Source organism: Paraburkholderia agricolaris, from assembly GCF_009455635.1.
Taxonomy (GTDB): domain Bacteria; phylum Pseudomonadota; class Gammaproteobacteria; order Burkholderiales; family Burkholderiaceae; genus Paraburkholderia; species Paraburkholderia agricolaris.
This window is the reverse complement of sequence record NZ_QPER01000002.1, coordinates 1,542,951-1,555,542: the sequence shown is the minus strand read 5'-3', so window position 1 is coordinate 1,555,542 and position 12,592 is coordinate 1,542,951. Positions and strand designations below refer to the sequence as shown.

The 12,592-nt window shown below is 60.6% G+C and carries 11 protein-coding genes; 1 reads left to right on the top strand and 10 read right to left on the bottom strand.

The genetic code is table 11. From position 1 onward, the window contains the following. Positions 1-4: 4 nt before the first annotated feature. From moaA to GH665_RS28340, 9 genes are all read right to left on the bottom strand, one after another. Entirely contained in the window at positions 5-1,111 is a 1,107-nt protein-coding gene (gene moaA / locus GH665_RS28380) for a GTP 3',8-cyclase MoaA (protein WP_153140541.1), read from the bottom strand. Positions 1,112-1,358: 247 nt separating this feature from the next. Continuing rightward, on the bottom strand, positions 1,359-2,270 hold the full coding sequence (locus tag GH665_RS28375; protein WP_153140540.1) for a bestrophin family protein: 912 nt from the start codon (positions 2,268-2,270) through the stop codon (positions 1,359-1,361). A gap of 37 nt (positions 2,271-2,307) precedes the next feature. Continuing rightward, entirely contained in the window at positions 2,308-3,315 is a 1,008-nt protein-coding gene (gene cydB, locus GH665_RS28370; RefSeq protein ID WP_153140539.1) for a cytochrome d ubiquinol oxidase subunit II, read from the bottom strand. A gap of 4 nt (positions 3,316-3,319) precedes the next feature. After that, entirely contained in the window at positions 3,320-4,708 is a 1,389-nt protein-coding gene (locus GH665_RS28365) for a cytochrome ubiquinol oxidase subunit I (RefSeq protein ID WP_153140538.1), read from the bottom strand. Position 4,709: 1 nt separating this feature from the next. After that, on the bottom strand, positions 4,710-6,992 hold the full coding sequence (locus GH665_RS28360; RefSeq protein WP_153140537.1) for an FdhF/YdeP family oxidoreductase: 2,283 nt from the start codon (positions 6,990-6,992) through the stop codon (positions 4,710-4,712). A gap of 249 nt (positions 6,993-7,241) precedes the next feature. Next, entirely contained in the window at positions 7,242-10,049 is a 2,808-nt protein-coding gene (locus GH665_RS28355) for an ATP-dependent Clp protease ATP-binding subunit (RefSeq protein ID WP_153140536.1), read from the bottom strand. 482 nt (positions 10,050-10,531) lie between these two features. Further along, positions 10,532-10,912: a TraR/DksA family transcriptional regulator gene (locus tag GH665_RS28350; RefSeq protein WP_153140535.1), complete on the bottom strand. Its 381-nt coding sequence runs from the start codon at positions 10,910-10,912 to the stop codon at positions 10,532-10,534. Between the two features lie 172 nt (positions 10,913-11,084). Next, positions 11,085-11,282 (bottom strand): hypothetical protein, encoded by a 198-nt coding sequence (locus tag GH665_RS28345; RefSeq protein ID WP_028194730.1) that lies wholly within the window; start codon positions 11,280-11,282, stop codon positions 11,085-11,087. Positions 11,283-11,311: 29 nt separating this feature from the next. Beyond that, positions 11,312-11,563 carry a hypothetical protein gene (locus tag GH665_RS28340; protein ID WP_028645901.1) on the bottom strand — a complete coding sequence of 84 codons (252 nt, stop codon included), beginning with the start codon at positions 11,561-11,563 and terminating at the stop codon, positions 11,312-11,314. Positions 11,564-11,822: 259 nt separating this feature from the next. Between GH665_RS28340 and GH665_RS28335 the strand changes: the two genes are divergently transcribed. After that, complete coding sequence (locus GH665_RS28335) at positions 11,823-12,146, top strand: DUF6566 family protein (protein ID WP_153140534.1); 324 nt, start codon at positions 11,823-11,825, stop codon at positions 12,144-12,146. A gap of 72 nt (positions 12,147-12,218) precedes the next feature. On the opposite strand, the gene GH665_RS28330 is transcribed toward GH665_RS28335, so the two are convergent. Next, positions 12,219-12,581 (bottom strand): host attachment protein, encoded by a 363-nt coding sequence (locus GH665_RS28330; protein WP_246216394.1) that lies wholly within the window; start codon positions 12,579-12,581, stop codon positions 12,219-12,221. Positions 12,582-12,592: the final 11 nt, after the last annotated feature.

Here is a 12,592-nt window from a genome sequence, read left to right as displayed (position 1 = left end):
GGCGTCAACCGCCGACCAGCGACATGCGAACGGTGGGATAGGCTTTTCCCGATGCAGGTTTGCGTGGCGTCGAGCGAAGCTCGGAGTAGCGGTCGTCACGCTGGACCCATTGGCTGCGGACAGCCGCGGCCAGTTGCTCGACGGAGGCGGCCTCGTTGAGCCAGGGCCTAAGGTCCGTGCCACGGGTGGCGAACAGGCAGGTGTAAAGCTGGCCGTCGGCCGATACGCGGGCACGCGAACACGATCCGCAGAACGGTTGCGATACGCTCGCGATGAAACCGACTTCGCCTGAACCGTCGGCATGGCGATAGTTGACGGCAGTGCCCGTGTGCTCATGAACGACGACCGGCGTCAGCGGGAACGCCGATTCAACGATACTGCGCGTCTCGCGCGCCGTGATCACTTTCGTGTTCGACCATCCGTCCGCGCCACCAACATCCATATATTCGATGAAACGCACGGCCACGCCGGTGCCCTTGAACATTCGCACGAGCGGCAGGATCTGACTGTCGTTGACGCCCCGCTCGATCACTGTGTTGACCTTGAGCGGTGCGAGGCCCACTGCGCGCGCTGCCTCGATTCCGTCCAGGATTCGCGACACGGGCATGTCGACGTCGCTCATCCGGCGAAATATCGCATCGTCCACGGCGTCGAGGCTCACGGTCACGCGGCCGAGGCCGGCGTCGCGCAGCGAGCGGGCCTTCGCGGCGAGCAGCGAACCGTTGGTCGTCAGCGCGAGTTCCATCGGTTTGCCGCTTCCGGTGGTCAGTTTCGCGAGCTGTTCGATCAGGGATTCGAGCCCACGCCGCAGGAGCGGCTCGCCACCGGTGATGCGTATCTTCTCCACCCCGAGCAGCGCGAACGCTTTTGCGAGCTTAAGGATCTGTTCGAACGACAGTCGTTCCGCAGACGGCAGGAACCGGTAGTCGGCGCCGAAGGTCTCCCGCGGCATGCAGTAGGTGCAGCGGAAATTGCATTGATCGATTACGGACAGGCGTAAATCCCGCAGCGGACGATTGAGCGTGTCGAGCGTGGCCGTGGCGACGCCGCCTGTGGCTACGCCACGGCGGGAAGCGATGTCAGCGAGTACGGGCGGGTCGATGAGGTTCACGATCTATCCAAAGGGAGCCACAGAAGGCGGCAACGAAGCGAAGGAGCAGCGGCAGCCGACTGTTCTGACTGGCAGCGCCGCCGGCCCACGCCTGACCTTCTGGCAGGATAGTGCGTCGGCCCTGTGCAGGGGACGCACAGTCAGTGTCGAATTCCAGGAGTACAGTTTGGCCGCGGTGTCAGGTGTCACGGCAACGCAGGCTTGCAGACTGCCGGGCGACCCGACCGGAGGCATCGGGAAAAGCGCCCTAAGTCAGTTGGTACGAGCGCAGCGGCTGGATCTCGGCGGGTAGTTCGCAGCAGCATAGTTCGAGAACCGAGCGTTCGATATTGCGGGTTATCGCATCAAGCGCCAGCGCATTCGGCGCAACCGAAAAGGGCTCGGCGACTTCGCTGGCGATCGCTTCCAGTGCAATCAGCGTATAAGAAATGAAAACGCAGAGCAGCGGTGTGAAGAACTCCGTGGAATCCACAAGACCGAACGGCAGCAACACGCAATAGGCGTAGACGGTACGGTGCAGCAGCACGCTGTAGGCGAACGGAATCGGCGTGGACGCAATCCGTTCACAACCACCCACCGTCTTTCCCAACTCGTCGATCTGCGCGTCCAGCATCCAGAGCTTCGTGTCCGAGATCAATCCCCGGACCTGCAGATCGGCGAAATCGCGACGAACGTCGTTGAGCAGCGCAGTCGGTTTGTAGCAGGTGTGCTGCAGTGCCTCGGTTCGCGTGCGTCCGAGCAGGCGAACAAGGTCCGGCGTCGGATCGGTCCCACGCAATTGATGCTTCAACGCGTAAGCGGTCGCAATCAGGGTATGCGCCATTTGCACGTTGTGATCGCCGCGCGGGACGTAGCACAGCATCTGCGAAGTCAGCGAGCGCGCTGAGATCAGCGTGCTGCCCCAGAGATGGCGCGCCTCGTTGAAGCGCTCATAGCTTGCGTTATTGCGGAACGCAAGAAAGATCGCCAGCGCCAGGCCAAATAACGTGAACGGCGCCGTATTGAGCGGGATCTTCTCGCCGAAAATGCGCCCGTGCGTCAGTACGGCAAGACTGCTGACAGCCCCCATGAAAACCAGTTGAGGAATAATCGACTGCAATACGGAACCGTTCCAGATAAACAGCAGCCGGAACCAGTTTTGCCCTGGCCTCACAATCATAACGTGCTCTTGTAATAGTCTGACTGCGCCGTCACCCTCAGTGGTAACCGGCGTCCCCTTCGCGCACCTTGCCCCGGAATACGCGATACTGCATGACGTTGTAGACGAGGATGACCGGCAACACGATCACCGTGCCGACCAGGGCGAACAGCTGGCTCGAATGGCTCGACGAGGCCTCCCAGATGGTCAGCGAAGGCGGCACGATGTTGGGCCAGATGCTGATGAGCAAGCCGCTATAGCCGAGAAAGCACAGCCCGAGGGTGAGCAGAAACGGGGTGGCTTCGAGCTTCAGACGCACCGAACGGAACACGCCCCACACACAGGCAATCACAAGAATCGGCACCGGCAGGAACCAGCCGAGATTGCCGCTGCCGAACCAGCGATGCTCAACCGCCGGCAATCCGATCACGGTCCAGAGACTCACAATCATCATCGCGCCAAGCAGGACGCTCACGAGCGGCCGCATCAGTTCGCGCATCTTGCGCTGCAATTCGCCGTCCGTCTTCAGGATGAGCCAGCCGCAGCCGAGCGTCGCGTACGTAGTGAGTACGCCGATTCCGCAGAACAGGCTGAACGGCGAAAGCCAGTCGAACGGGTCGCCGGCGAAGCGGCCGTCGACGATCTTGATGCCCTGCAGCAGTGAGCCCAGCACGATGCCCTGGCAGAGCCCCGCGAGTGCGGAGCCGCCAATGAAAGCGAGGTCCCACGCGTGCTGGGTCCTGACGGCCTTAGCCCGCAATTCGAAGGCCGCTCCGCGAAAGATCAGACCCACCACCATCAGGATCAGCGGCAGATAGTTCGCCGGCAGCAGCGTCGAATAAACCACCGGAAACGCCCCGTATAGCCCGGCGCCGCCCAGCACAAGAAATGTCTCGTTCCCGTCCCAGACCGGTGCGATGGTATTGAGCATCACCTGCCGGTCGCCCTTCTCCTCGAAAAACGGAAACAGCAGGCCAATGCCGAGATCGAAGCCGTCCAGCATCACGTAGATGAAAACACCGAGTCCGATGATCGCGGCCCACACAACAGGAAGATCGATCTGCATGGCGTCACTCCCCTTCCAGTGCGTCGAGCGGGCGATTACGCAGCACCGGATGCCGGCGCGACTTGCTGCGCTCGACATGCTCTTCCGGTCCGCGCTTCATCATCTTCATCATGTAGTAGAACCCCATGCCGAACACCAGGAAATACACCAGCACAAAGATCAGCAAGGAAACGCCTGCCTGCTGGGAACCGATCGGCGACACGGAGTCCGCGGTACGCAGCACACCGTAGACGGTCCAGGGCTGGCGGCCGACCTCCGTCGTGATCCAACCCGCCAGCAGCGCCACAATGCCGGAAGGTCCCATGCACAGAACGAAACGCTGAAACCAGCGCGTCTCATAGAGGCGGCCGCGCACTCTGAGCAGCAGGCCAAGCAGCGCGGTCAACAGCATCAGCATGCCGAGACCCGCCATGACCCGGAAGGTCCAGAACACGATCGGCGAATACGGACGATCTTCGGGAGGAAACTCCTTGAGGCCGCGAATTTCTCCATTCCAGCTATGCGTCAGAATGAGGCTGCCCAGATGCGGGATCTGGATCGCGTATCGCGTCACCTCGGCATTCATGTCGGGCAGGCCGACCAGATTGAGCGCCGTGCCGCCTTTCTCGGTTTCCCACAGCCCTTCGATCGCGGCGATCTTGGCCGGCTGATACTCGCGCGTATTGAGGCCGTGCGCATCGCCAACCACAATCTGTATCGGCGTCAGGAACAGCAGAATCCACAATGCCATCGAAAAGCTGCGTGTGACCGGTTTGTCGCGCCGGCCCTGCAACAGATGCCATGCGCCGCACGCGGCCACGATAAAGCCCGCGACAATGAAAGCGGCGATCGTCATATGCGCGAGGCGATACGGAAACGACGGGTTGAAAATCACTTTGAACCAGTCGACCGGCACGATCCGGCCATTCTCGATCGCGAAGCCCTGCGGCGTTTGCATAAAGCTATTCGACGCGAGAATCCAGAAGGTGGAAATGAGCGTGCCCACCGCCACCATGAGCGTGGCGAAGAAGTGCGAGCGGGGACTGACGCGTTGCCAGCCGAACAGCATGACGCCGAGAAAACCGGCCTCGAGAAAGAACGCCGTCAGCACTTCATAGGTCAGCAGCGGCCCCGTGATGTTGCCGGCAACGCTGGAAAATCCACTCCAGTTGGTGCCGAATTCGTAGGCCATCACCACACCCGAGACCACCCCCATGCCAAAGCCGACCGCAAAGATCTTCGACCAGAACAGGAACATGTCCTTGTAGGCAGTGTCACCGGTCAGCAACCAGCGCCACTCCAGCACGGCGAGAAAACTCGCCATGCCGATGCTGATCGCCGGAAAAATAATATGAAACGAAACCGTGAACGCAAACTGCAGCCTGGCGAGGTGAAACGCGTCGAAGATGTCCATGTCAAGCTTCTGCCGAACGCACAACATGAACGGGAACAGACTTGTATGAAGGCGTGCCGCTCTCCTTGTCGATGAAGTCGAGCGGCACCAGCACGTTCGCTTCCGGATAGTAGGCCGCCACCGAACCCGGTGCGATGTTGTACGCGATCGCCGTGATCCCGTTCAGGCGGAGCTGTCTGTTTGCCGAAATGGTTTCAATGTCGACCAGATCGCCATGTTCGAGCCCCCGCGCCGCAAGGTCGTCCTCGTTCATGAACAGCACGTCACGCCGGCCGAATACGCCCCGGTAACGATCGTCGAGCGCGTAGATGGTTGTGTTGTACTGGTCGTGGCTGCGGATCGTGATGAGGCGCAGCACATTTTCTGCGCCGAGAACGTCCGCATCTTCTCTCACACCGCCGTACACCGAGAACATCGCCTTGCCGGATGGCGTGGGCCACACGCGTTCGGTTGGAGGAAGCGGCATACGGAATCCTCCCGGCACTCTGATCCGCGCATTGAATGCCTCGAACCCCGCCACGGTCCGCTCGATCAGGTCCCGGATACGGTCGTAGTCCGCAACCAGGTTCGACCACGCCACCTTGCTGTCCGGCAACGTTGCGCTGGCGATCCCGGCGATGATCGCCGGCTCGGAGAGCAGCTGTTCGGACGCGGGCTTCAGCTTGCCCGACGAGGCGTGAACCATCGACATGGAATCCTCGACCGTAATCGACTGCCGGCCGGTCGCCTGGATATCGAGCTCCGTACGGCCCACCACCGGCAGCACGTACGTCTCCTTCGCCACCAGCAGGTGCGAACGATTGAGCTTGGTGCCGAGGTGAACGCTCAGATCGAGTTTGCCCATGGCCGGAAAGGACTGCCCGGAATCGGGTAGCGCCACCGCGAAGTTTCCGCCCAGGCAAATCAGGGCCTTGGCCGTGCCGTCGATCATCGCCTGCATCGCCTGGACCGCATCGTGACCGTGCGCGGCGGGTGGCGTGAAACCGAATACGTCTTCGATCTGTTTGAGGAAGGTTCCGGACGGCTTTTCCGTGATACCCACCGTGCGGTTTCCCTGCACGTTGGAGTGTCCGCGCAAAGGACAGATGCCTGCACCGGGTTTGCCGATGTTGCCGCGCAACAGCAACAGGTCGGCGATCAGACGGACATTGGCGGTGCCTTTGTTATGCTGGGTAATCCCCATTCCATACGTGACAATCGTCGCGTTGGATTTTGCATAGGCAAGCGCCACTTCATCGAGATCTTCACGGGTGAGTCCGCTCGCCTTTTCGATATCGTCCCATGACGTCGCTTCCAGATCGGCGGCAAACGCTTCGAAGCCCTGGGTATGCGTCGCGATGAATTCATGGTCAAGGACCGTCTTGCCCTGCTCCGCGTCCATCTGCAGCAACGCTTTCATGATGCCCTTGAGGGCGGCCGCGTCGCCGCCTGCGTCGAGCTGGAAATAGGTCGAGGCGATTCGGGTCGACCCGAACGTCGCCATCTCGACCACGCTCTGCGGATCGGCGAAACGCTCCAACGCACGTTCGCGCAGCGGATTGAACACGATGATCGGCACATTGCGCCGCGAGCATTCGTGGAGCGTGCCCATCATGCGGGGGTGATTCGTTCCGGGATTGTGGCCGATGGAGAGAATGAGCTCAGTCGTGTCGAAATCGTCCAGCGACACCGTGCCCTTGCCGATCCCGATCGACTGGGGCAAGCCGACGCTGGTCGGCTCGTGGCACATGTTCGAGCAGTCGGGAAAATTGTTGGTGCCATACTCCCGGGCGAACAATTGAAAGAGGTACGCGGCCTCGTTCGATGCCCTGCCCGATGTATAGAATTCGGCCTCATTGGGCGAAGACAAGCCTTGCAGCACCTCGCCGATGCGGGCAAATGCGTCCTCCCATTCAACCGGCCGGAATTTGTCCGTGGCGCGGTCGTATACGAGCGGATGGGTCAGGCGGCCGAGATCCTCCAGTTCGAAATCCGTTCGTTGCAGCAGCGACGACACCGTGTTGTCCGAGAAAAACTCCGGCGTCACCCGCTTGGTCGTTGCTTCCCACGTCACCGCTTTGGCGCCGTTTTCGCAAAACTGGAAGGTAGACTTGTGCTCCTTGTCGGGCCACGCGCAACCCGGACAATCGAAGCCGTCAGGCTGATTGGTCCGCATCAACGTAATCGGCGCCTCGATGTTTTCCATTTGTGTGCGGACGGCCTGGGCAGTCGCTCGAAGCGCCCCCCAACCTCCAGCGGGCCCGTCATACGGCCGGATTCCTGGAACTTCGCGTCGCGTGGTCATATGAGACTCCATGAACTGCCGCAGGAGATCTGCGGGCAGCTTTACTTGGGGTTACGCCGCGTCACGGCGTAAGGCTTGAATGGAATTCAGTCTAGTTGCGTTGAGACGCCGCGAAAGATACAGATCGAGCCGCGACGGACATGCACAGTTCAGGCACATGAACACCGCCGCCGGCTTCGATCAGGCCGGCAGGCAACCCGGCACACCGCCGACAATGACGCGGCGGTGCCTCCCAGCCGGACCTGCACCTCACTCCTTCGAATCGGCGCTCGCAGTGGGTTCGGGGCTGCTGGCCTCTTTCGACGTCTTTTTCTTCGCCCGCCCGTTGGCCGCCTTGCCACCCGCCGCCTTCGATTCAGCAGGGGCAGCAGGCGCTTCGCTCTTGTTGAACTTCACTTCGTCGCTGTCCTTGTCGTAACTGACGTCGACGGTGTCGCCCGACTTCAGAGCGCCGCCGAGAATCTGCCTGGCGAGCCGCGTTTCCAGTTCCTGGCGAATCTGGCGCTTCAACTCCCGCGCGCCGAACTCCGGCCGATAGCCGGCATCGGCAAGGTGATCGACAACCGATTCGTCTATCTTGAGAGTAATGTCCTGCGCGGCGGCGGTGCGCACCACGCGTTCGAGCTGGATCTGCACGATCGAACGGATGTTGTCGCGCGAGAGCCCGTGGAAGACGATGATCTCGTCGATCCGGTTCAGGAACTCGGGGCGGAAATGACCTTTGAGTACGCCCATCAATTCCTCGCGAATCGCTTTCTCGGTCAGACGATCCGCTTCGGGCTTCTCGAGGTTGCCCATGATGATCGACGCGCCGAGGTTGCTGGTCGCAATGATGATCGTGTTGCTGAAGTCCACCACGCGACCCTTGCCGTCGGTCAGCCGCCCTTCGTCGAACACCTGCAGCAGCACGTTGTTCACGTCCGGGTGCGCCTTCTCGATCTCGTCGAGCAGAATCACGCTATACGGACGCCGCCGCACGCGCTCGGTCAGTTGCCCGCCCTCGTCGTAACCGACATAACCCGGAGGCGCGCCGATCAGCCGTGCAACCGCGTGACGCTCCATGTATTCGGACATGTCGATACGAATCACCGCCTGCTCGTCGCCGAATACCGTTTCCGCCAGCGCCTTCGCCAGTTCGGTCTTGCCGACACCGGTGGGTCCGAGGAACAGGAAGGTCGCGATAGGCCGGTTCTGCTGGCCGAGTCCCGCACGCGACAGGCGCACGGCGTCGCTTACGGCAAGCACCGCGTCCTCCTGGCCGACCACGCGCTCGCGCAGCTTCTTCTCCATGTCCAGCAACTTCTGGCGCTCTTCCTGCGTGAGCTCCGTGACCGGAATGCCGGTGAGGCGCGATACCACTTCGGCAATCGAGGCAACCGTCACCTCGAGCGTTTCCGACCCGGTCTTGCGCTGCCACGCCTCCATCTGTTCGTCGAGTTTCGCCTGCTTCTCGCCGATTCGTGCCTCGAAATCTTTCGCTTCATCGAAGCGCTTACGGGAGGACGCATAGTCCTGCTCACGCTTCAGTTGGGAAATCTCGGCTTCGAGTTCCTGAATCGCCGCCGGCCGCGAGGTCGCGCCGATGCGCACGCGTGCCGCCGCCTGGTCAATCAGGTCGATGGCCTTGTCCGGCAAAAAGCGCGACGTGATATAGCGATCGGAAAGTTCAGCTGCGGCAACAAAAGCATCGTCAGCAAAGGTTACCTGGTGATGTGCTTCAAGTTTGTCGCGAAGGCCGCGCAAGATGACTATGGTTTGCTCCACCGTCGGTTCCGGCACCAGCACCGGCTGAAAGCGCCGCTCGAGCGCGGCATCCTTTTCGATGTACTTCTGATACTCATTGAGTGTCGTGGCGCCGATCAGACTCAGCTCGCCACGTGCCAGCGCGGGCTTGAGCACATTCGCGATGTCGAGGCCGCCTTCTCCACCGCCTTGCCCCGCGCCCACGATCGTGTGCAGTTCGTCGATGAACAGAATCAGTTCGTCCCGCTTCGCCGTGACTTCATCGATCAGCTGCTTCGCACGTTCCTCGAATTCGCCACGGTATTTCGCGCCCGCTACCATCGAGTTGATGTTGACCTCGACGAGGCGTTTGCCGCGCAGGACTTCAGGCACGTCGCCGTTGATGATGCGCTGCGCCAGCCCTTCCACGATGGCCGTCTTGCCGACGCCCGGCTCGCCGATCAGCACGGGATTGTTCTTCTTGCGCCGCGCCAGCACTTCGATCGTGCTCTCGATTTCCTGCGCACGGCCAAGAACCGGGTCCAGTTGACCCTGACGCGCCATGGCTGTGAGGTCGCGCCCGAACTTGTCGAGCGTGGGCGTGCCGGTTGGCGTATCGACGCGGCCGTCCTCCGCGCCCTTACCCACGACCTTCACGACCTTCTGCCGCAAGGCCTCCGGAGTCACGCCATATTTCTTCAACAGCGTGCCCGCGATACTGTCGGGCACGGCCGCCAGGCCGATAAGCAGATGCTCCGGGCCGACATACGAGTGCCCCAGATCGCGCGATGCCTGGAACGCATACTGGAACGCTTTTTTCAAACGCGGCGACACGGTCATCTTGTCGGCCGGTGCGTCGGGGTCCGCCGTTCCCGTTTGCGCGTGCTGATCGATATAGCCCTTGATGTCTTGCAGCGAGAGCTTGAGCTCCTTCAGAAGCGCGGTGCCCACGTCGGTATCCGCCAGCACGTACAGCAGGTGCTCGGTATCGAGTTCGTTGCGGCGAAGCTCGTGCGCTTTCTCGGCGGCACCCTGCAACAATTCGAGCGTCTGTTCACTGAAAGCATCGGTTGCATCGACCGACTCGCGCGGCACCTCGGCGGCAAATCCGGCGTCTTCGTCGTCTTGTTCGGCGCCATTGCCCAGGCCGCCGAAGAAGCGCGACAGACCGCCGCCCCCGAGCAGTGAATCGAACGGGTTGAGCATGCTTTGGTGCCGCATCAATTGACGGTAATCGTAGTCGCAGATCGACATAGTCTTCCGTTCGCCGTTTTGCACAACGGTCACACGGGCAACAGCGGGACGGGCGTTACAGATTTCGCAGAGGGCTGGCATCGTAGACTCACCTTTTCGGTTAAAACATCCGGCTATTTCAAAGGTTATAGAACGCGTCGATGTGAATTGCGAACACGCCGGAGCCGCCGTCCACGGTCCGTTTGTTTTGTTCAATAAGCGAGGAACCGTGATAGCGATGGCCCATCGGACACGGCATGTCCTGAGATTCTTTATCCCGTCCGTTTTCGACGAGCACTGTCTGAAAAGTACGGATCGGTCATGCCACATTCATAAACATGATTAGCATGACGAAACTCAAAATCCGTATCTGGATTCTATGAGCGGCTCATGCAGAAGGGAATATTGGCTTTTCCGATGATAGGCATTGGGTGGCATCCGCCCCAGCGCATTTCACCCGGATGATCCGCGATTCACGGACGTGCTGCGGCACGCAGCGGCATGGTGCGCTGCGCGCCGGGCTCTACTGAACTTTATGAATCGCTACTGAGCGTGGGGCCGGCACTACCGCGCGCCGGCGGAAGTCATTGTTGGGCCTCGCGGCGGCTTTGCTCTTCAACGGTCAGGATCGCCTCCGGAGCGACTTCGAGCCGTGCCTTTGGTATCGGCTCACCACTTTCATCGGAGAGACCATAGGTACCCTCGTCGATCTTCTGCAGCGCGCGTTCAATATCGCCGATGCGCTGGTCGTTCACGTCGTGCAGCGCCTGGTTGACTTCGTTCTGCGCCATGCCTTGAGCTACGTCCTCCGACTCTTCTGCCTCGTCGCCGTGCTGCTCCTGGTCAGTTCGTTCGGCAGCGGTCGTCTTCTCCTCTCCGCCCAACAGTTCGCGGCGCATTGCCTCGAGGCGTTGACGCTGCTGCGCGATGAACTCGTCACTCAGATTGACCTGCAGCTGCGGCATGGTTTTCTCCCTGACCCCATGCGACTTCGCACAAGACCGGTCGTTGCCTGCATCCACCGAAAGACTGTCATGCGACAGTGCGCTGTCATCCAGCCTAAGGCTAGGATAGTACTAATTTTCAAGGATCGAATTGCTATCTCGACGCAGGCATGGAATCTCCCGTCGGACAGACTCACCCACCCAGCTCCTGAAACGCGTGCCCATTGGCCTCCAGCCCCTTCAGGATGTCCGGCGCGAGCTCGCTCTCCCACACATGGCCGTCGAATTGCCATTGGCTCGTGTCGACCAGGTCGGGCAGCCCCGCGCCCTTGCGCACATAGAGCCCGAGTGTCGGTTTCTTCAGGTTGAGGTAGAAATCGAATTCCTGCATTGCAACACCTCATGCGAGAGTCGGCGGACTCAACTATCGTCGACGTTGTCCGCGTAATGGTCGATAACGACCTTGCACTCGTCCACCACGACCTGAAGGAACGCGGGATCGTTTCTCTCAACCCAGCGCTCCACATGAATAAAACGTTCTGTTCCCAGATCGGCAATGCGTTCTGGGTCCGCGGTCGTGACATCGACCGTGACGACGCCCCGGTTGGCTTGCAGCGGTGCGCTCGTTGCGGAAATTAGAAACCGCCGATATGAGAATTCATTTTGCGCCATACAACCTCCTGCCACTGGATGATATGAGGGCCTGCCATTCCTTCGTACCGGAAGTCTATGAACAACTCATGACCCTGTGAACATGGCTTTCTCCGATGCTAGCTATTGGTCGACGCGGTCTGCTGGTTTGCCGCTCAGTTGCGATATCCGTGTGTTGGAAGGCCGGAATTGCGGCATGATGACGCCACGGCGTCTGTAAGAAGCATGCATGCCGGATTGCTGACAGCTAACGATCACGAACGCGGCAAAGGAGAAAACGATGCCAACAGGCTCTGTTTCGTACGGCGAGTTTGAGATTACCGTGCACCCTGAGCGTAACAAGCTCGGCGCGTGGATCGCAAGTGTCAGTGTGAGCCGGGGTGCGCAGACTGTCATCGATGTTGTGCCCATGACCGTTCAGCCCGAATGGCTAACCGAGGAGGAGGCCGTGAGAGACGGGGTTGAATGGGGACGCCGGTTCATCGATCGCGAGTTCAACACGCCGCAGTCCCGCTCCTGGGTCGCCGAGCGTTCGCATGCGGAAAACTGGTTCCGCAATACCGAGGAATCCGATGGCTCGGAAACACGCGTGAGTGACGCATAGAGCCCGCGGGGCAGGATTCAAGGCAATCCTGGCCGCGCCGTGTGAATGCCTTACCGCGCCACGGCTCGCCGATCAGTGCTTTCGCCCGAGATGTGCTTCGATTTGCCTGGCATTGAGCGTCGACAGGTCCTCGCTAACCTGCTCGAATATCAGCCGGCGTGTGTCCTCGCTGAGATTCGCCTTGACCATGCCGAGGAATTTGGGCTCGATGGCAAGCCTTAATCGACTGTAGAGTTGATGGAGCCGGCCCGCTTCCAGATAATCGGAAACGCGCTTTGCGAATTTCTCACGGTCTTTTTCCGTGAGCATCGTGCCGGTGTATTCCGTGTTGATGAGACTCTCTTTCTCCTGCAAGTCTAGCGTCAGTCCTGGCGTCAGGAAAACCCGCGCGCGACCTCCGTCAGCCACCACAAGCCAGGTCATATCGATCATCATGCACCTCCAGG